Consider the following 19,715-nt stretch of genomic DNA (forward strand, 5'->3'; position numbering starts at 1 on the left):
TTTTTTGAAGTGTACTAATACTTGAATATGTTTATCTGATACATTTTAATGCAGGTGTTTAAAACGCATTCGAGGGAGATCGGTTTTGCCGCAATCAAAAACTGCACTAAGGATCCAACAGGCAGCAGAAACGCTATTTGCCGAGCAAGGCTTTGCAGAGACGACCATGCGTCAAATTACCACAGAAGCGGATGTTAATCTGGCGGCTGTGAATTATCACTTTGGTTCAAAGCAGGGCTTGATTCAAGCTGTCTCTGAAACCTACTTAGGTCCTTTTGCGGAGTATCTGCAGGATGCGGTTCATGCGCGGACTGCGGACACATCCAACGAAACAGTAGCGATTGAAGAACTCATTGAGATGCTGGTGCGCGCTATGTTGTACGTGCATCAGGATAACACGCGAGCCTTGCCAATGTTTACGCGGCTGCTAGAGTTGGCTTATCTGGGTAGCCAGGAAGACTTACGGTCATTCTTAGCACGTCGTTTCAAAACGAAACTGGAAGGCTTTATTGACCTTCTACGTAAAGATACTGCCCCTATGCCGGATGAAGAGTTTTTTTGGCGGTTGCACTTTATGATGGGGGCAATGATATTTACATTATCTAATTATCATACGCTCCGGGGGATTGAGAAAGAGACCTATAATCAGGAAGCGGCTATCGAAAAAACACTGCATCGAATGATACCTGTGTTAGCAGCAGGTTTTCAGGCGCGTGCTGAAAACACTCAATTCTGCCGACTTTGAGAAAGCATGGCGCATCTTCTTCTAAGTATTCCACAACAGACGTTGCAGTTGTATCTGCCCGGAAAAGTGCTCACATACCTTGTCTCTACAGGAGTTAAAGGTGTGGGAGAACAACAAGGGTCAGGGTGTACCCCAAGAGGAAAACACCTTGTTCGCGCTAAAATAGGTGAAGGTCTACCAGCTAATGCAGTGTTTGTGGGGCGGCGTTTTACAGGAGAAATTTACTCCCAAGCATTGGCGGAACGTTTTCCTGATCGTGATTGGATATTGAGCCGTATTCTTTGGTTAAGCGGGCTAGAGCCAGGCGTGAACCGTTTAGGCAATGTCGATACGATGCGCCGATATATCTATATTCATGGTACCCCGGACTCGGAGCCGATGGGCGTTCCAGCATCCCATGGGTGTATTCGGATGCGTAATAGCGATGTAATGGAACTCTTTGACTTGATCCCCGTCGGAACAGAATTACAAATAGAGGATTGCTAATGGCCACAGGGCGCTTAATGTTGGATGTGCAAGGGTATGAGCTGACGAATGAGGAACGCGCTCTGTTGCGCCACTCTGAGGTAGGAGGGTTGATCCTATTTAGCCGTAACTACCAGTCTAAGGCACAGTTACAGGCCCTTGTTGCCGATATTCGCCAACAGCGGGCGGATATCTTGATTGCCGTTGATCATGAAGGCGGGCGCGTACAGCGCTTTCGTGACGAGTTTGTTCGCATTCCGCCTATGAAAAAACTCGCCGAGCTGTGGTTAGCCGATCCGGTTGCAGCGCAACAATGGGCGGAAGATCTGGGCTGGTTAATGGCGGCAGAGTTGGTTGAATTGGACATTGACATCAGCTTTGCGCCTGTTTTGGATATTGATTGGGCTCGCAGTGAAATCATTGGTGATCGTGCTTTTGGCACTCAAACTGACCAGGTTATCGCCTTAGCTAGTTGCTTTATGAAAGGTATGCATGCTGCCGGAATGGCTGCCACAGGCAAGCACTTTCCAGGTCATGGATGGGTGGCAGCAGACTCCCATTTAGATATTCCGGTTGATGAACGTAGCTTTGAGTCAATCAGAAACGTGGATCTCGTTCCGTTTCGCGCATTGGTATCGCAGGGCTTAGAGGCGATTATGCCTGCACATATTATTTATCAACAAATAGATGAGCATACCGCAGGGTTCTCCTCGTTTTGGCTAAAGCAGGTCTTACGGCAGGAGCTGGGCTTCAATGGTGTGATTTTCAGTGATGACTTGAGCATGGAAGGCGCGACTGTTGCGGGAAATTTTGCGCAACGGGCGGAGGCTGCATTAGCCGCTGGGTGTGACATGGTGTTGGTGTGTAATCATCCTGAAGGGGCAAAACAGGTGTTGGCCTTTCTTGAATCCTACCCTAGTGGGAATACCGTTTCTATTCAAACCATGCGCCGTAAACCCTTGGATATTGACACTGAGCGGTTTGCTCGGATCGCATCGCAGATGGAATGTTTCAACGTGTAAAACCAATAACCGACTTGTTAAAGAATAGAGGGTAGTCGACCGTGGATGGTAAGGAGATTGTTGGAAACTTAAACCAATGGCTTATCAATAACTTTGCTCTTGGCCAAGAGAACAGTTGGGTTTTGATTGTTTTCGTGATTGTGTTTTCAACCCTCGTTGTTGCTTTTATTGTAGGCAAGGTTTTTAACCACCTGGCAGCTCAACTTTCTAAGACCCGTAATATCTGGGACGATATTCTACTGGAGTCCGCCAGACGACCCACCATCATGATGGTGTGGGTGTTAGGGGGGAGCTGGGCTTTTGATGTCATTGATGTAAAGACTGGCACAGTGCTTCTGGATATTGTGGAGCCACTGCGTAAAGTAGCCGTTATTCTGCTTCTTGGATGGTTCTTGATCCGCTTTGTTCATGCCGCTGAGAAAGCGCTTATCGATCCAGAAGGGATTGATACCACTATGGATGCGACTACCGTCAGCGCTATGGGTAAGTTACTACGCTTGGCGCTGATTATTACGGTCTCTTTAGTGGTCTTGCAAAGCTTTGGTTACAGCATTTCCGGCGTTCTGGCTTTTGGTGGTATTGGTGGCTTGGCCGTCGGCTTTGCGGCAAAAGATCTGCTGGCTAACTTCTTTGGTGGTCTTATGATCTATTTGGATCGCCCCTTTAAAGTTGGTGATTGGGTGCGCTCTCCTGATAAAGATATTGAGGGGACCGTAGAAGATATTGGTTGGCGGTTAACACGCATTCGCACATTTGATAAGCGCCCTTTGTATGTCCCGAACGCAACCTTTACCAGTATCTCTGTTGAGAACCCTTCGCGTATGACCAATCGACGGATCTATGAGACGGTAGGTGTACGCTATTGTGATGTGAAAACGGTTAAGGCTATTGTGGATGATATTCGAGAGATGTTGCGACAGCATCCTGATATTGACCAACGGCAAACGTTAATTGTGAACCTCAATAAATTTGCCCCCTCATCGTTGGATTTCTTTATTTATTGTTTTACAAAAACAATAAATTGGGAGCACTTTCATAAGATCAAAGAGGATGTTTTGCTTAAGGTCATGGGTATTATTGAGTTTCATGGTGCCGAAGCTGCCTTCCCAACGACGACAGTTCATTTAATCCCTGAAGGTGAAATCCAGATCAGAAAAAGCAGTGACCAAGAATGACAAAATTAACCCGCGAAATCAGTAAAGTCAGGTTGAAATGGCTTAAATCGCATCTTGGGTTGTCGCGCCATTGGGTGCTTTTGTCGGTCTCTGCTGGCGTGTTAAGTGCGCTAATGATGATTTTTCAGGCGATGTTATTAGCAAAAATCATCTACAACGCAGTCTTTCTCGAAGTACCCCTTGAGGCGCTCTGGCCATTATTCATTGCGTTAGTACCTGTTTTTCTAGTGCGCGGTGTAGCTGTTTCGGTCAAAGATGTTTGTGGTACGCAAGCGTCGGTCACCATACGCAGGGAGTTAAGACAGCAAATAAGCGACAAACTGATTCGTCTTGGGCCTGCCTATACGTTATCGCAGCGAAGTGGTGATCTAAGTAACTTGGCGATAGAGCAAATTGAGGCCTTGGATGGTTTTTTTGCCCGTTATCTGCCTCAAATGGCACTGTCCGTGATAGTACCGCTGCTTATTATCGGCTTTGTTATTCCCTACAATTGGGCTGTTGTTGTTATTTTCTTAGTAACAGCTCCCTTGGTTCCTCTCTTCATGGCGTTGGTGGGCATGAAGGCTGCAGAGGCTAATCAGCGAAATTTTGCAGCGTTGTCGCATTTGAGTGCATTTTTCCTCGATGTATTGGGGGGGATGTTTACTTTAAAGTTGTTCAATCGGAGCCGCCATCAGGAGGCGTCACTGGCAAAGGCTTCAGATGAGTTTCGCCAGAGAACGATGCAAGTTTTACGATTAGCATTTCTCTCTTCAGCGGTATTGGAATTCTTTTCTGCTATCTCTATTGCTGTCGTAGCTGTTTATCTGGGGATGAGTTTTTTGGGGCATCTAGATTTCGGTAGTTGGAGCGATAGTATTACCTTCTATGAAGCCCTGTTTATTCTTTTGCTGGCACCAGAGTTTTATCTGCCATTAAGAGAGCTTGGAACCCATTACCATGCTAAAGCGGAAGCGATAGGGGCGGCAGGACGTATCGCAGATCTTTTATCTGAACCTGAGCCGGAGATCGTCTCCGGTGATGAAGTCATAAAAGGCAACGCTATAGCCGTTCACTTAGCAGCTGTATCAAAGCGCTATACGGGGCAGCAAGTCCCCGTTTTGGACGAAGCAACCCTAACGATTTCTGCGGGTGAGTTTGTGGCCATTATAGGGCCAAGTGGTTCTGGAAAAAGTACTGTATTGAATCTGCTGCTAGGTTTTGATCAGCCCAATAAGGGCGAAATTCAAATCAATAACAGACCATTATCCCGTCTCAATCATGAACATTGGCTACAACAAGTTGCTTGGGTAAGTCAGCACACCAACCTTTTTTACGGCACGATTCGCGATAACTTATTGATTGCCTGTCCCGATGCTTCAGATGAGGTCTTGGTAAAGGCATGCCAAACCGCGTTTGCGTGGGAGTTTATTGAGCCTTTGCCACAGCAGCTTGATACCCATTTAGGTGAGGGAGGGTTTGGTTTATCGGGAGGGCAAATTCAGCGCTTGGCTATTGCACGGGTTTTGCTAAAGGATGCGCCTTTGGTTTTGTTGGATGAGCCAACCGCGAATTTAGATAAAGCCTCAGAAGGGTATGTGTTAAAAGCGATCGAGGCATTAGCTGTTGGGCGCACGGTGATTATGTTGACACATCGTCTGGCTAGTCAATCGATTGCGCAGAGCGTTTATCGATTATCAGATGGTGGATTTTCGAAAATGGAGGTGCGTTGATAATGCGAGCATTGCTTCCCTTTATTGTGTTGATGCGCCATCACTTAGGTTGGGTTTTGTTGGGTGGCTTTTTAAGTTTACTCACGTTGTTTTCAGCGATTGGTTTGCTCGCATTATCGGGTTGGTTTATCACAGCAACCTCCTTGGCCGGGCTCACACTAATCTCCGCACAGGCTTTTAACTACTATACGCCAGGAGCAGGTGTTCGTGGTTTCGCCATCTTGCGAACAGCTGGACGTTATGGCGAGCGTATAGCGACCCATGAAGCGACATTCAGATTACTGTCGGATCTTCGCTGCTGGTTTTATCGGGAGCTAGAGCCGTTAGGGCCCCGTCAAGTGGCGATTTTCCGGTCATCAGATCTGCTTAATCGAATCGTGTCAGATATCGATGCTTTGGATAATCTATACCTTAGGGTGCTGGTGCCTTCTGTAATGGCTGTTATAACGACGGCACTTTTAGCGTTATTTGTTAGTTTTTATGACACTTATCTTGCGTGGGTTCTCGTGCTTGCCTTATTTGCAGGCGGGGTTCTTCTACCACTTTTAGGGCACTCTCTAGGAAAATATGCGGGTAGAACACAGATATCGAGTAAGGCAGCATTGCGTAATGGGTGGCTGGATTTAATCCGTGGTATGGCTGATCTTCGTATTTATGGTGCTTCGCAACGACACAGTGAACAATTATTATCTCAGGATGCTCAACTGTTAGGCGCTCAGGTTAAAATGAGTTGGGTTAACGGCTTAACATCGGGCCTTATGGTGATGTTGGCGGGCTTAACCATGGCGATTGTTCTGTTCATGGGGATTGAGCGTCTTGCCATAGCCGAGCTTAGTGGCCCTCAGGTTGTAATGTTAGTATTAGCTTCGATAGCTGCTTTTGAGGTGGTTGCTGGTTTGCCAGTAGCTTATCAGTACTTAGGGAAGACGCTCGCTGCGGCGGCACGCTTAAATGAAGTTTTGTCATCTACGTCGGATGTGTCTTATGGCGATGCAGAGCAGGGGCCGGATAGCGGACGTGTTGTTTTTAATAACGTTAGTTTCGCGTATCAATCTACACCCGCTATCAACCACTTTTCGCTTTCTGTGAATCCGGGTGAAACGTTAGCTGTGTTAGGGAATACCGGCAGCGGTAAAAGCTCGCTGATTAATTTGTTGGCGCGTTTTTGGGAGCCTCAGACGGGGCGTATTTCGTTGAATGGCTTAGCCATTACTAACTACACAGAAGAGGCGTTGCGACGTCAAATAAGTGTGATGAGCCAACCGGTTAAGCTCTTTTCCGGCTCAGTGCGGGAGAACCTGCAGTTGGCTAATCCGCAAGCTACGGATGAGCAGTTGTGGCAGGTGCTTGAAATAGCGGATCTTGACCAGTTTCTTCATCAGGAAAGAGGGCTTGATCACTTTATCGGTGAAAATGGGCAGCAGTTGTCGGGGGGGCAGCGAAAGAGACTTGCATTAGCGAGAGCGCTCTTATACAAAGCGCCTATCCTTATTCTGGATGAGCCCCTAGAAGGGTTGGATCTAGAGTCTGCTGAGAAGATTATTCAGCGCCTTTTGATTTTTTGTAAGACACAGAATACAACCTTAATAATGATTACCCATCATCTAGTGCATTTGGAGCGCTTTGATCGCATAGCACTACTGGATTCAGGTGAGTTGGTAGAAGAGGGCCAGTATGATGTGCTGGCCCGTCAATCCAGTAGTCGTCTTAGTGAGTTGCTGATTGATTAGTTGAGGGGAGTTGCATAAACCAAAATGCCAAATAGTGGGTGGTCAATATAGTGCGCCTCTCTTGATTTCATGCGCCTTGGCTCATCCAGTAATGCAGTGATCATTCGAGTAGAACCATCCCCTAGAGCGATGTTGCGGCGTAGTTGCAGGTTGGGTTTGAAGTGTAAATAACGCCCGCGATCTACAGTAATAGCTCCTTCAAGTTCATGATAACCATCATCCATCATGTATCCCGCACGAATTGCAACAGGTTGTGAGTTGCGCCCTTGCACGACGGGTTGGCTCCACGCTTTATGATAGATCACTCGCATACCGGCGGCATTTCGAATTCGTTGATCAGTACTGTTTAAAAAAAAGCTGCCCGGCCCTCTTTCCTTGTAACCTCCAGAGCCTGAGAGACTGATTCCGCTCGCTGGTGGGGAATCGGGAGTGGGCCAAAACTCACTGCGGGTAGAAGCATTGTCACGGCTGAAGATCAGTACTTCAATGCCGTAGTAGGTGGCTGCTTGGCTATAGCCGCTGAGAGCTAACAGTGCTGTGCAGAGAATAATCAGTTTTTTCATGTACTTACCTTACCCAATTCCGTCAGTAGGGATTCAACCGCTGTGAAGCGCTTTTCTGTGTCGTCCATATCCATCGAGAAGCGCAACTGATTTGCGCCTTCCAGTTTATAGATTTTTGGCTGCTTTTGAACCAGTGTCACCAGCGTAAAAGGATCCACCTTTGGCTCGCTATCAAACTCCAAACGACCGCTATGGCTACCAGCATCTAGTTTAGCGATTCCCAACTGTTCTGCTAGTAGTTTTAGTGATGTGATTCTAAAGAGATTCTTAGTGGCCTCAGGCAGTAAGCCGAAACGATCGATCATCTCAATCTGTAGCTCTTTTAGCTCGGTCTCATTTTTGCCGCTGGCAATGCGTTTGTACATGATTAGGCGGTTGTGCACATCTGGCAGATAATCATCGGGTATGAGTGCCGGTACACGTAGGTTTATTTCTGCGCCATGGTTCAGTGGTTTATCCATATTGGGCGTTCGTCCTTGTTTAATGGACTCGATCGCCTCTTCGAGCATTTCCATATAGAGTGTAAAACCTACCCCTTGAATCTGGCCGCTTTGCTCCTCACCGAGCAGTTCGCCAGCCCCTCGAATCTCAAGATCATGGGTGGCCAGTGTAAATCCAGCACCTAAGTCTTCAGCCAAGGCTATGGCTTCTAGTCTTTTGTTGGCATCTGCGGTGATATTTTTCTGTGGAGGTGTCAATAAGTAAGCATAGGCTTGGTGGTGAGATCGGCCTACACGACCACGCAACTGATGCAGCTGAGCCAAACCAAACTTATCAGCGCGATCAATAATGATGGTGTTGGCATTCGGCACATCGATACCGGTTTCAACAATAGTGGTACAGAGCAAAACATTAAAGCGCTTATGATAAAAGTCGGACATGACTTGCTCGAGTTCGCGCTCACGCATCTGGCCATGGCCGATACCGATTCGTGCTTCGGGAACCAGTTCGGCTAGGACTTCAGCCGTTTTAGCAATGGTTTTTACTTCATTGTGCAGGTAATAAACCTGCCCACCACGCAGCAGCTCGCGCAAAAGCGCTTCTTTAATCAAGCCGTTATCGGACTCTCGTACAAATGTTTTTACTGCCAGCCTTCTAGCAGGAGGTGTGGCGATAATGGATAGATCGCGCATACCAGACATTGCCATGTTCAGCGTTCTTGGAATCGGTGTGGCGGTCATCGTAAGAATATCTACCTCAGAGCGTAAAGACTTTAGACGCTCTTTTTGCTGAACGCCAAAGCGGTGTTCTTCGTCGATAATGACGAGCCCAAGGTCTTTAAAGTCGATATCGCCTTGGAGTAGCTTATGTGTGCCTACGATGATATCAACTTGACCATTATTGAGCTGTTCGATGACGGCGTTTTGTTGTTTGCCCGACCGAAAGCGGGAAATCAGTTCCACAGTGACCGGCCATTCTGCAAAACGATCTTTAAAGTTCTCATAATGTTGCTGCGCCAGCAGTGTTGTTGGCACTAAAATAGCGACCTGCTTACCAGATTGGACTGCCATAAAGGCCGCTCTCATGGCTACCTCTGTTTTTCCGAAACCAACATCACCGCAGACCAAGCGATCCATGGGTTGTACAGCTGTCATATCATCAATCACCGCTTTTATGGCGGTTTCTTGATCTGGGGTTTCTTCAAAGGGGAAGCCTGCGGCAAACAGTTGGTAGTTCTCATCTGGGTTACTAAAGGCAAAACCTTTGCGTGCGGCGCGGCGTGCGTAAATATCCAGCAGCTCGGCTGCGGTATCGCGAATCTTTTCGGCAGCTTTCTGGCGGGCTTTGCTCCACTGTTCTGTACCGAGTCGGTGAAGCGGGGCGAGTTCATCTGTTGTGCCGCTATAACGGCTAATCAAGTGTAATGATGAGACCGGTACGTAGAGCTTCGTATCGTTTGCGTAGGCGAGCATGACAAACTCGTTGGCTTGGCCGTCCAGCTCTATCGTTTCTAGGCCAAGGTAGCGTCCGACGCCATGGTCTATATGAACTACAGGAGCATTGGGTGCTAGTTCGGCAAGATTGCGTACAATCAGGTCTGATTGGTCTTTTTCGCGAGCACGTCGGCGTCGTTGGAATACCTGCTTGCCAAAGAGTTGTGACTCGGTAATGACCTGTAACTGGCCAGCTAAGCTGAGGCCTCTATCTAATGGGTAAACCGTTATGCAGAAAGGATGTTCGCTTTGTGAAAAATGACTCCAACTGTTAGCTGATTGGGGCTGGATGCCTGCTTTCGCCAATAGCTCTAGTAGGGATTCTTTGCGCCCTGCTGACTCGGCACAAAATAATACTCGCTCATTAGGTCTTTCGGCTAGAAAATCACAGAGTAGTTTAAGTGGTGTGGAGGATTGTGCATTAACGGTTAGGTCGGGTGTCGCTTCCGCACAAAGGTTAGTATGCCCGGCCGACGTAGGTTCTGTTGCCTCGGAAAACTGTAAACGGCGGAACTTTTTCAGTTTGGCCAGCAGTTCGTCGGTAGGGGTGAAGATTGCATTCGGTGTCAGAATCGGTCGCTCAATATCGTGGCGGCGATCTTCATAGCGCTGGCTGACATCATGCCAGAAGTTCTGGCATGGTTCTGCGAGCGCGCCATCGGTAATTAGCAGAGTGTCTTGCGGTAGGTAGTCCAATAACGTGGAGGTGCCATCAAAAAACAGAGGGAGATAGTACTCGATTCCAGCTGGTGCAAAGCCGTTACAAACGTCCTGATAGACGGGACAACGGCGATGATCAACATCAAAATGTTCACGCCATTGTTGCTTAAATAGAGTAATCGCCTCTTTTGTGAGTGGGAACTCACGAGCGGGTAATAAGCGAATCTGTTCTATCTGTTCAATGGAGCGCTGCGTTTCTGTATCGAAGGTGCGAAGTGTGTCGATCTCATCATCGAACAGATCAATTCGATAGGGTAGGTCGGTGCCCATCGGAAACAGATCTATGATTGAGCCGCGAATTGCAAACTCACCATGTTCATGGACCGTATCAACTGCCCGATAGCCTGCATCCGTTAACTGTTGCCTTAAATGGTTGCCATCCAGCTTTTGCCCTGTATCAAGCACTAAGGAATGTGCTCGTAAAAAACTGCTGGGCGCGATACGGTGCATTAATGTGCTAATCGGGACAATGACTACGCCATGGCGCAGATGCTCTAGTCGTTTTAGCGTGCTGATACGTGTGGAGGTAATATCTTGATGGGGTGAGAAATTATCGTAGGCAAGCGTTTCCCAGTCAGGGAAGGGTAGAATATCTAGTTTATCGGCAAAGAAGCGAATTTCATTTTCTAATAATGTGGCTGTATCACTGTTGCGAGTGATCACCACCGTCGGATGATCGTGTGCAATCGCTGCCTGAGCGATGGCTAAGCCTGCTGCACTCTGGTGTGCTTGCCCTATCCATTTAAGATCGCCCAGCTTGTTGGGCATCTGAAAAGTCAGCTTAGTCACATTATTCCCCATCAATCCTCTTTCAAGAAGCGAGCTATGTTAACGCCTGTCTGTGAAAAACGATAGAAAAGCTAACGAATTCATGGTCCTAAAGTCTAGAAAAGCAGTATTTGCTCGAAACCCGATAACAAGCGATAATATGCCGCAATTTTTTAATGTGCGTTGACGTAAAGTTGGAGATGCCTGTGAGCCAAGATCTAGTATTCGCTGAATGGAAAGAACGCGAAGCCACTGCCGAAGCAATGATCCCTGTTATCGGTCGCTTATACCGCGATCGTAATATCGAGACTTCTGTTTATGGTCGCTTAGTTGTTAAGCGTTCAGTGATCGATATTCTGAAAGCACACCGTTTTGTTCGTCAGATGGAATCTCAGGAGCTGACGGTTCTTGATACTTTTCCAATACTTGAGGCATTGGAGTCTCTGGATGTAAGCGGCGCTCATATTGATATCGGTAAGCTGGCTGTTAAGTTCCGTAATGAAGGCAATGGTCGTACCATTAATGAGTTCCTAGAGAGTGAGCTGGCTCCCGTTATTGGTGCAGAAGAGCGTCAGGGTACGGATGTTGTTCTTTATGGTTTTGGGCGTATCGGGCGCTTGTTGGCTCGTTTGTTGATCGAGCGCACAGGTGGCGGTCAATCGTTGCGTTTACGTGCCATTGTTGTGCGTAAAGGCAAGGCTGCAAACGATCTTGAAAAGCGTGCAAGCTTATTACGTCGTGATTCGGTACATGGCTCTTTTAAAGGTACGATTCAAGTTGATGAAGAACGTAACTTATTAATTGCTAATGGCAATGAGATTCAGGTCATCTTTTCTGATGGTCCTGATCAGGTTGACTACACCCAATACGGCATCAACGATGCGATCGTACTGGATAACACGGGCATCTGGCGCGATAAAGAAGGCTTGGAGCTGCACTTAAAGTCTAAAGGTGTTGCTCGCGTTCTGCTAACAGCGCCTGGTAAAGGTGTTAAGAACATCGTTATGGGTGTTAACCATCACGATTTTGATGAAAACGATCGCGTATTGTCAGCGGCGTCATGTACTACTAATGCGATCACTCCTGTGTTGAAAGCTGTTAACGATGCGTTTGGTATTGAGAACGGACATGTTGAAACAGTTCATGCTTACACCAATGACCAAAACCTAATTGATAACTATCACAAAGGTGATCGTCGTGGTCGTGCAGCGGGTTTGAACATGGTACTGACTGAAACGGGTGCTGCAAAAGCTGTATCTAAAGCGCTGCCTGTTATGGAAGGTAAGCTGACGGGTAATGCGATTCGCGTTCCTACACCTAACGTTTCTATGGCTATCTTGAATCTCAACCTAGAGAAAGAGGTCACTAAAGAGTCGCTGAACGAGTACTTGCGTGATGCTGCGCTGCACTCGTCTATGCAGAAGCAGATCGACTACAGCAACTCCCCAGAAGCGGTATCTACTGATTTTGTAGGATCGCGAGCGGCTGGTATCGTTGATGCGTTAGCTACAATTGCTACTGGCAAGCGCTGCGTGCTGTACGTATGGTATGACAACGAGTTTGGTTATAGCTGTCAGGTTATCCGTATGGCTCAGAAGATGGCTAATGTCACTTTACCTGCGTTCCCTAAAGCAACTAAATAATTGAATCTTTTCAAGAAAGGGTCACAAAATGTGGCCTTTTTTTTGGTCTTTTTCTTTTAGTGTTTTTTGGAATAAGTATATTCTAAATGTGTCTAGCTAATTTGCCTTAGTAACCCAAAGGTATCAGCGGTTAAAGTGGGGCTCTTTGTAGATATGGGATGCGCCGCTCAGGTATACTTACAAGGTTTTTAGGTGGGGTTATTGGTTTTCCGAGAAAAAAATCAGAAAGGAGGTCTCTCAAATGAGACGAGGCTCTTCTGTAATCTGAAACAGGTGAAAACTAGGCTTCAAAAAATTTAATCGTGATTGGGTGAGGTGTATGATCAAGATCAAGAAGGGTCTGGATCTACCGATAACGGGTGCGCCGGAGCAAGTCGTCAAAGACGCTGCGCCGGTAATTCGATCGGTCGCCGTATGCGGGCCAGACTATGTTGGTTGTAAACCAACGATGGCCGTTAAGGTGGGGGATCGAGTTAAACTCGGTCAAGTGATCTTTTCCGATAAGAAAACTGAAGGCGTTCAGTTCACTGCACCAGGTGCTGGTGTGGTTAAAGAGATCAATCGTGGCGAGCGTCGAGTGCTACAAACGGTTGTTATCGAGCTGGACGAAAATGAAGAGTCTATTGAGTTTACACAGTATGATGCTGCTAAGCTTGATGGCTTGTCTCGTGATCAGGTAGTTGAAAACTTGCAAGCTTCTGGTCTGTGGGCGGCTTTTCGTACACGACCTTTTAGCAAGGTGCCCGCTGTATCCAGTGTGCCGGTTTCTATATTTGTAACCGCAATAGATACAAATCCACTGGCTGCTAATCCTGAACATTTTATCAATGCTTATTCAGAAGATTTTGCTAACGGTTTGAAGCTGTTAACAAAATTACCTGAAAAGAACGTTTTCCTATGCAAAGCACCGGGTGCAAACGTACCTACGGTTTCGGGTGTTACCGTTGAAGAGTTCGAGGGTAAGCATCCAGCAGGCAATGCCGGTACTCACATACACCACTTAGAGCCAGTTTCTCGCAACAAGGTGGTGTGGACAGTAGGCTATCAGGATGTTGTAGCAATAGGTAAGTTGTTTACCGAAGGTAAGCTGTTTGTCGAGCGCTATATTTCTGTGGCAGGCCCTCATGTCAATAAATCTTCCATACTGAAAACCCGACTGGGTGCGAACTTAACAGAGTTGGCAACGGGCTTATTACCTGTAGGTGATAATCGTGTTATCAGTGGCTCAGTATGGAATGGTCGTGCCGCAAAAGGCCCTCTGGGCTACCTTGGTCGTTATGCGAACCAAGTTACGGTACTAACGGAAGGTACTCAGCGTGAATTTATGGGTTGGGTTCTACCTGGCACCAATAAGTTCTCAGTGTTGAACGTATTCGCGTCCTTCCTCTCTTCGGGTAAGAAATTCGACTTCACAACCACCACAAATGGTTCTGAACGTGCGATGGTTCCAGTAGGTCAGTTCGAAGAACTTGTGCCTATGGATATCTTGCCTACTCAATTGCTACGTGCGCTGGTTACCGGTGACATCGTTTCTGCTATGCAGTTAGGGTGCCTGGAACTCGACGAAGAAGATTTGGCCCTTTGTACTTTTGCTTGCCCAGGTAAGTATGAGTATGGTCCGATCCTTCGCGATAATCTGACGCGCATCGAGAAAGAGGCTTAAGAGAGGCAGCCTATGAGCATCAGAAATATTCTTGACAAAATGGAGCCGCATTTCCATAAAGGCGGCAAGTATGAAAATTGGTATGCGCTTTATGAAGCGGTTGATACTATTTTCTATACACCAGGATCTGTGACGAAGACAGCTTCTCACGTACGTGATGCAGTTGATCTAAAGCGCATGATGATCTTGGTGTGGATGTGTACCTTCCCAGCTGTTTTTGCGGGTTTGTATAACGTTGGCTATCAAGCTAATACCGCCATGGCTGGTATGGGGTTGAGTGAAGCTGAAGGGTGGCGCGGTGCTATTGCTGGCGCGCTGGCAGGCTACGACCCGACGAGTATCTGGGATAACATTATCCATGGTGCCGTTTACTGGTTACCCATTTATGCGGTGACGTTTATTGTTGGCGGCTTCTGGGAAGTGTTGTTTGCGATGAAGCGTGGACACGAAGTTAATGAAGGTTTCTTTGTGACTTCTATACTGTTCTCACTGATTTTGCCTCCAACCGTACCTTTATGGCAGGTGGCGCTAGGTATCAGCTTTGGTGTGGTTGTTGGTAAAGAAGTGTTTGGTGGTACAGGTAAAAACTTCCTGAACCCTGCCCTAACAGGCCGTGCTTTTCTTTTCTTTGCTTACCCAGCTCAGATGTCAGGTGATGCAATCTGGACAGCTGTTGATGGTTTCTCCGGTGCGACGCCTTTAGGCTTAGCCGCTGCAGGTGGTATCGATGCGATTCTGGCGCAAAACCTTACTTGGATGGATGCTTTCCTTGGCATGATTCAAGGTTCTGTCGGTGAGACATCGACGCTAGCCATTATGATCGGTGGTGCTGTGCTATTAATAGCGAAAGTAGCTGCTTGGCGAATCGTTGCCGGTGTATTTGCGGGCATGGTGGGTATGTCAGTGCTGCTCAATCTGATTGGTTCAGACACTAACCCTATGTTTGCTATGCCTTTCTACTGGCACTTGGTGTTGGGTGGGTTTGCTTTTGGTATGTTCTTCATGGCAACAGATCCAGTATCTGCGTCTATGACAAATAAAGGTAAGTGGTACTTTGGTGCGCTTATCGGTGTCATGGTGGTGCTGATTCGTGTGGTCAACCCAGCATTCCCAGAAGGAATGATGTTGGCAATCCTGTTCGGTAACTTGTTTGCACCTCTGATTGACAATTTTGTGATTCAGGCAAACATCAAGCGGAGGATGGCACGTAATGTCGGCTAATAACGATACTATCGGTAAAACAATTACGGTCACGGTACTACTGTGTGTTGTTTGCTCTGTGATCGTGTCTGCTGCGGCAGTTCTTCTGAAGCCTCAGCAGATTGCCAACAAAGAGTTGGACAGAAAAACCAACATTCTGGCAGCGGCTGGATTGATGGATTCTTCTAAATCTGTAGAAGAGCTGTTTGCTCAGATCACGACCAAAGTCATTGATTTGGAGACGGGTAAATTCACAGATGAAGTTGATGCGGCAACGTATGATGCACGTAAAGCTTCTAAAGAGCCTGCGCTATCAAAAGCACTGGATCGTAATGTGGATATTGCTTCTATTAAGCGTCAGGCAAAATACCAGACGGTTTACTTAGTAGAGAAGGATGGCCAGCTGGAAAAGGTTATTTTACCTGTCCATGGTTACGGACTTTGGTCAACACTGTATGGCTTCCTTGCTTTGGAAGGTGATTTGAATACAGTGGTTGGTTTGGGTTTTTATTCTCATGCTGAAACCCCAGGTTTGGGTGGCGAGGTGGATAATCCACTTTGGAAAGCGCTATGGCCTGGTAAAAAGGTCTACGCTGAAGGCACGATGGAGCCAAAACTTGGCTTAGTGAAAGGTAAGGTCGACCCGGCATCTGCAAGTGCAGAACATCAAATTGATGGCCTTTCTGGTGCAACACTCACAAGTAATGGTGTATCTCATCTTGTTAAGTTCTGGATGGGCGAAAACGGTTATGCACCGTTTCTTGCTAACCTGAAAGCGGGGGGGGTGTAAACAATGTCTGAAACTAAAGATGTTTTGACGAGCCCTATCGTCAAAAATAACCCAATAGCTTTGCAGATTCTGGGTATTTGTTCCGCTTTGGCGGTAACAACCAACATGAATACTGCACTGGTAATGACGTTAGCAGTAATTGCGGTTACGGCATTCTCAAACATGTTTGTGTCTATGATTCGTAATCATATGCCAAGCAGTATTCGTATTATCTGCCAGATGACTATTATCGCTTCGTTGGTAATCGTTGTTGACCAGATCCTTAAAGCGGTTGCTTATGATGTATCAAAACAACTTTCAGTTTTCGTTGGTTTGATCATCACAAACTGTATCGTTATGGGACGTGCGGAAGCTTTTGCAATGAAAAACCCTCCAGGAATCTCTTTCATGGATGGTATCGGCAATGGCTTAGGGTACGGCGCGGTACTGATGTTTGTTGGCTTTATTCGCGAACTACTCGGTTCTGGTAGCTTGTTTGGTGTTGAAGTGTTACCACTTATTACCAATGGCGGCTGGTATCAGGCAAATGGCTTGCTACTGTTGCCACCAAGTGCATTCTTCATTATTGGTGGATTTATCTGGTTACTGCGTACTTTTGATAAGAAGCAGGTTGAAGCCCCAGAATTCATCATGGCGCCTAACTCTAAGAAGGAGGCTGTGTAATGGAACAATATATCAGCCTAGCAATTAAGGCGATCTTCGTAGAAAACATGGCGTTGGCATTCTTCTTGGGGATGTGTACTTTCTTGGCGATTTCCAAGAAGGTACAAACAGCCATTGGCTTAGGTATTGCGGTTATTGTTGTACTAGCAATCACCACGCCGGTTAATAACTTGCTATATAACGGCTTGTTGCGTGAAGGCGCATTGGCGTGGGCGGGTTATCCGGAAGTTGATCTGAGCTTCTTGGGGTATATCTCTTATATTGGTGTTATCGCAGCGATCGTACAGATCCTCGAGATGGTGTTGGATAAGTTCTTCCCAGCATTGTACAACGCTTTGGGGGTATTCCTGCCTTTGATCACTGTAAACTGTGCCATTATGGGTGCTGCTCTCTTTATGGTAGAGCGTGACTATAACTTTGGTGAAAGTGTGGTTTATGGTGTAGGTGCGGGTGTAGGTTGGGCGCTAGCAATTGCTGCGTTAGCCGGCATTCGTGAAAAATTGAAATATAGCGACGTACCAGAAGGATTGCGTGGCCTAGGTATCACCTTCATTACTGTTGGTTTGATGTCTTTAGGTTTCATGTCGTTCTCTGGTGTTCAGCTGTAATTCTGCTCAGACATGATCAACAGAAGGATGGATTAAGCCCATGAATGCTGAAATCGTTCTCGGCGTTGTCATGTTTACCGTTGTGGTGCTTGCACTTGTAGCGGTAATTCTGGCAGCTCGTTCAAAACTTGTTAGTTCCGGTGATGTGACTATTCATATCAATGAAGATCCGGAAAAATCTATTACTGTACCTGCGGGCGGTAAGTTACTTCAGACACTGGCTAATGCAGGTATCTTTGTACCTTCTGCTTGCGGTGGCGGCGGTACCTGTGCTCAGTGTAAGTGTCAAGTACTTGATGGCGGCGGCTCTATGCTGCCAACTGAAGAGTCTCACTTCACAATGCGTGAAGCGAAAGATGGTTGGCGTCTCAGTTGTCAAGTTGCTGTGAAGCAGGACATGAACATTGAATTGGAAGAAGAGATCTTTGGTGTTAAAAAGTGGGAGTGTACGGTTGAGTCTAACCCTAACGTTGCTACTTTCATCAAGGAATTGACACTACGCTTACCTGAAGGTGAGAACGTAGACTTCCGTGCAGGTGGCTATGTTCAGTTAGAGTGCCCTCCTCATGAAGTGCACTACAAGGACTTCGATATAGAAGAAGAGTACCGCGGAGATTGGGATAAGTTTAACCAGTGGAAGTATGTATCTAAGGTAACTGAGCCTGTGATCCGTGCATACTCAATGGCTAACTATCCAGAAGAGCGCGGTGTTGTGAAGTTTAACATCCGTATTGCTTCTCCACCTCCGGGTAAAGATGATTTGCCTCCAGGCCAAATGTCATCTTACGTCTTCAGCTTGAAGCCAGGCGATAAGATCACTGTATACGGGCCGTTCGGTGAGTTCTTTGCCAAAGATACTGACAACGAGATGGTCTTTATCGGTGGTGGTGCTGGCATGGCGCCAATGCGCTCGCACATTTTCGATCAGTTAAAGCGTCTTAACTCCAAGCGTAAGATCTCTTTCTGGTACGGTGCGCGCTCGTTACGAGAGTGTTTCTATAACGAAGAGTATGATCAGCTTGCTGCTGAGAATGACAACTTCAAATGGCACTTGGCATTGTCAGATCCACAGCCAGAAGATAACTGGGATGGCATGACAGGCTTTATCCATAACGTACTGTATGAGAACTATCTGAAGGATCACGAAGCGCCTGAAGATTGTGAGTACTACATGTGTGGACCACCAATGATGAACGCTGCAGTTATCCAGATGCTTTTGGATCTGGGTGTAGAGCGTGAAAACATCTTCCTTGATGACTTTGGTGGTTAATCACTAATGGATAACGGCTTTCGTATCCTGAAATGGCCGGCAGCACTGCTGCTGGCCTTTTTGTTTCTGAGTGGGTGTTCAAAACAACCAGCTGAAACAATACTGTCCCTAAATGGCATGACGATGGGGACTACCTACACTGTGAAATGGGTTTCAGTGGATGATGTACATACCCAATCAGCACAGATTCAAAAAGAAATTACGCAGGCTCTGGTTGATGTTAACCAGTCCATGTCTACGTACATTGATGATTCAGAATTATCTAAGTTTAACCAGATGCCTTCAGGCGCAGGGGTAATAGCCTCTGAGCCACTGTTTTTTGTATTGGCTTTAGCAGAATCTATTAGCGAGGCAACTCTGGGGGCATTTGATGTAACAGTCGGTCCCTTAGTCAATTTGTGGGGCTTTGGGCCCGATAAACGTATTATTAAAGCGCCTTCTGATGCATTGGTTGAGCAGCGCTTAACTGAAATCGGTTACCAATTTTTAGAACTTAATCCTGAAACGCGACAGATCACAAAAACTAAACCTCTTTATGTTGATCTCTCTGCTATCGCGAAAGGTTATGGTGTTGATGTTCTCGCCGCTATCCTTGAAACGCATGGAATAGTGAACTATCTGGTTGAAATTGGGGGTGAACTGCGGACTTCAGGTCGTAAACCCGGTAACCAAGATTGGCGCATAGCCATTGAAAGCCCCACGCAAGGTGAGCGTCAGGTACAAAAAATTATCCGTATCAGTGATACCGGTATTGCTACATCGGGTGACTATCGTAATTATTTTGAAGAGGATGGCATCCGCTACGCTCATACCATTGACCCTAAGACGGGGAGACCCATTACGCATAAGCTGGCGTCAGTAACGGTTTTAATGCCAACCTGTGCAGAGGCTGATGCATTGGCAACCGCATTTATGGTTATGGGCGAGGAGGCCGCCTATGAATATGCATCAAAAAATCAAATTGATGCGTTTTTTATAGTAAAATCTGAAACAGGGTTTATTGAAAAAATGACACCAGGATTTGAAAAGCGTCTGGTGAAGTGA

16 protein-coding genes are annotated in these 19,715 nt (G+C 46.7%); 14 read left to right on the forward strand and 2 right to left on the reverse strand.

All coding sequences use genetic code 11. The annotated features are described in order from the left end of the window. The first annotated feature begins 85 nt into the window (after positions 1-85). Genes F0U83_RS06510 through cydC form a run of 6 tightly spaced genes read left to right on the forward strand, consistent with a single transcriptional unit; the run spans position 86 to position 6,849 of the window. Complete coding sequence (locus F0U83_RS06510; RefSeq protein WP_138988493.1) at positions 86-745, forward strand: TetR/AcrR family transcriptional regulator; 660 nt, start codon at positions 86-88, stop codon at positions 743-745. Positions 746-751: 6 nt separating this feature from the next. Then, positions 752-1,231, forward strand: coding sequence for a L,D-transpeptidase (locus F0U83_RS06515; protein WP_138988492.1), 480 nt, complete (start codon positions 752-754; stop codon positions 1,229-1,231). Continuing rightward, entirely contained in the window at positions 1,231-2,232 is a 1,002-nt protein-coding gene (gene nagZ / locus F0U83_RS06520; protein WP_170221894.1) for a beta-N-acetylhexosaminidase, read from the forward strand. The genes F0U83_RS06515 and nagZ overlap by 1 nt, the downstream gene beginning before the upstream one ends. Before the next feature lie 41 nt (positions 2,233-2,273). Further along, on the forward strand, positions 2,274-3,407 hold the full coding sequence (locus F0U83_RS06525; RefSeq protein ID WP_246077848.1) for a mechanosensitive ion channel family protein: 1,134 nt from the start codon (positions 2,274-2,276) through the stop codon (positions 3,405-3,407). Next, positions 3,404-5,119 (forward strand): thiol reductant ABC exporter subunit CydD, encoded by a 1,716-nt coding sequence (gene cydD / locus F0U83_RS06530; RefSeq protein WP_138988491.1) that lies wholly within the window; start codon positions 3,404-3,406, stop codon positions 5,117-5,119. The genes F0U83_RS06525 and cydD overlap by 4 nt, the downstream gene beginning before the upstream one ends. A 2-nt stretch (positions 5,120-5,121) precedes the next feature. After that, positions 5,122-6,849, forward strand: coding sequence for a heme ABC transporter ATP-binding protein/permease CydC (cydC, locus tag F0U83_RS06535; protein WP_138988490.1), 1,728 nt, complete (start codon positions 5,122-5,124; stop codon positions 6,847-6,849). Here cydC and F0U83_RS06540 read toward each other — a convergent pair. Both F0U83_RS06540 and mfd read right to left on the reverse strand, forming a co-directional pair. Then, complete coding sequence (locus F0U83_RS06540) at positions 6,846-7,412, reverse strand: CsiV family protein (RefSeq protein WP_138988489.1); 567 nt, start codon at positions 7,410-7,412, stop codon at positions 6,846-6,848. The genes cydC and F0U83_RS06540 overlap by 4 nt on opposite strands. Then, the gene (gene mfd, locus F0U83_RS06545) at positions 7,409-10,867 is read right to left on the reverse strand and encodes a transcription-repair coupling factor (protein WP_211343698.1); all 3,459 of its coding nucleotides are present in this window, start codon (positions 10,865-10,867) and stop codon (positions 7,409-7,411) included. Before mfd ends, F0U83_RS06540 begins: the two co-directional genes overlap by 4 nt. A gap of 173 nt (positions 10,868-11,040) precedes the next feature. On the opposite strand from mfd, the gene F0U83_RS06550 reads away from it, so the two are divergent. The 8 genes from F0U83_RS06550 to F0U83_RS06585 all read left to right on the forward strand — a co-directional run bounded on the left by F0U83_RS06550 (position 11,041) and on the right by F0U83_RS06585 (position 19,715). Next, the gene (locus tag F0U83_RS06550; protein ID WP_246077846.1) at positions 11,041-12,477 is read left to right on the forward strand and encodes a glyceraldehyde-3-phosphate dehydrogenase; all 1,437 of its coding nucleotides are present in this window, start codon (positions 11,041-11,043) and stop codon (positions 12,475-12,477) included. 319 nt (positions 12,478-12,796) lie between these two features. Beyond that, positions 12,797-14,140 (forward strand): Na(+)-translocating NADH-quinone reductase subunit A, encoded by a 1,344-nt coding sequence (locus F0U83_RS06555; RefSeq protein ID WP_138988488.1) that lies wholly within the window; start codon positions 12,797-12,799, stop codon positions 14,138-14,140. Positions 14,141-14,152: 12 nt separating this feature from the next. Then, on the forward strand, positions 14,153-15,361 hold the full coding sequence (locus tag F0U83_RS06560; protein ID WP_138988487.1) for an NADH:ubiquinone reductase (Na(+)-transporting) subunit B: 1,209 nt from the start codon (positions 14,153-14,155) through the stop codon (positions 15,359-15,361). After that, complete coding sequence (locus F0U83_RS06565) at positions 15,351-16,130, forward strand: Na(+)-translocating NADH-quinone reductase subunit C (protein WP_138988486.1); 780 nt, start codon at positions 15,351-15,353, stop codon at positions 16,128-16,130. The genes F0U83_RS06560 and F0U83_RS06565 overlap by 11 nt, the downstream gene beginning before the upstream one ends. A gap of 3 nt (positions 16,131-16,133) precedes the next feature. After that, positions 16,134-16,793: an NADH:ubiquinone reductase (Na(+)-transporting) subunit D gene (locus F0U83_RS06570; RefSeq protein ID WP_138988485.1), complete on the forward strand. Its 660-nt coding sequence runs from the start codon at positions 16,134-16,136 to the stop codon at positions 16,791-16,793. After that, the gene (nqrE, locus tag F0U83_RS06575) at positions 16,793-17,401 is read left to right on the forward strand and encodes an NADH:ubiquinone reductase (Na(+)-transporting) subunit E (RefSeq protein ID WP_138988484.1); all 609 of its coding nucleotides are present in this window, start codon (positions 16,793-16,795) and stop codon (positions 17,399-17,401) included. The genes F0U83_RS06570 and nqrE overlap by 1 nt, the downstream gene beginning before the upstream one ends. A 40-nt stretch (positions 17,402-17,441) precedes the next feature. Then, the gene (nqrF, locus tag F0U83_RS06580) at positions 17,442-18,671 is read left to right on the forward strand and encodes an NADH:ubiquinone reductase (Na(+)-transporting) subunit F (RefSeq protein ID WP_138988483.1); all 1,230 of its coding nucleotides are present in this window, start codon (positions 17,442-17,444) and stop codon (positions 18,669-18,671) included. A gap of 6 nt (positions 18,672-18,677) precedes the next feature. Beyond that, positions 18,678-19,715, forward strand: coding sequence for an FAD:protein FMN transferase (locus F0U83_RS06585; RefSeq protein ID WP_138988482.1), 1,038 nt, complete (start codon positions 18,678-18,680; stop codon positions 19,713-19,715).

This window comes from Neptunomonas concharum (genome assembly GCF_008630635.1).
In the GTDB taxonomy this organism is placed as follows: domain Bacteria; phylum Pseudomonadota; class Gammaproteobacteria; order Pseudomonadales; family Balneatricaceae; genus Neptunomonas; species Neptunomonas concharum.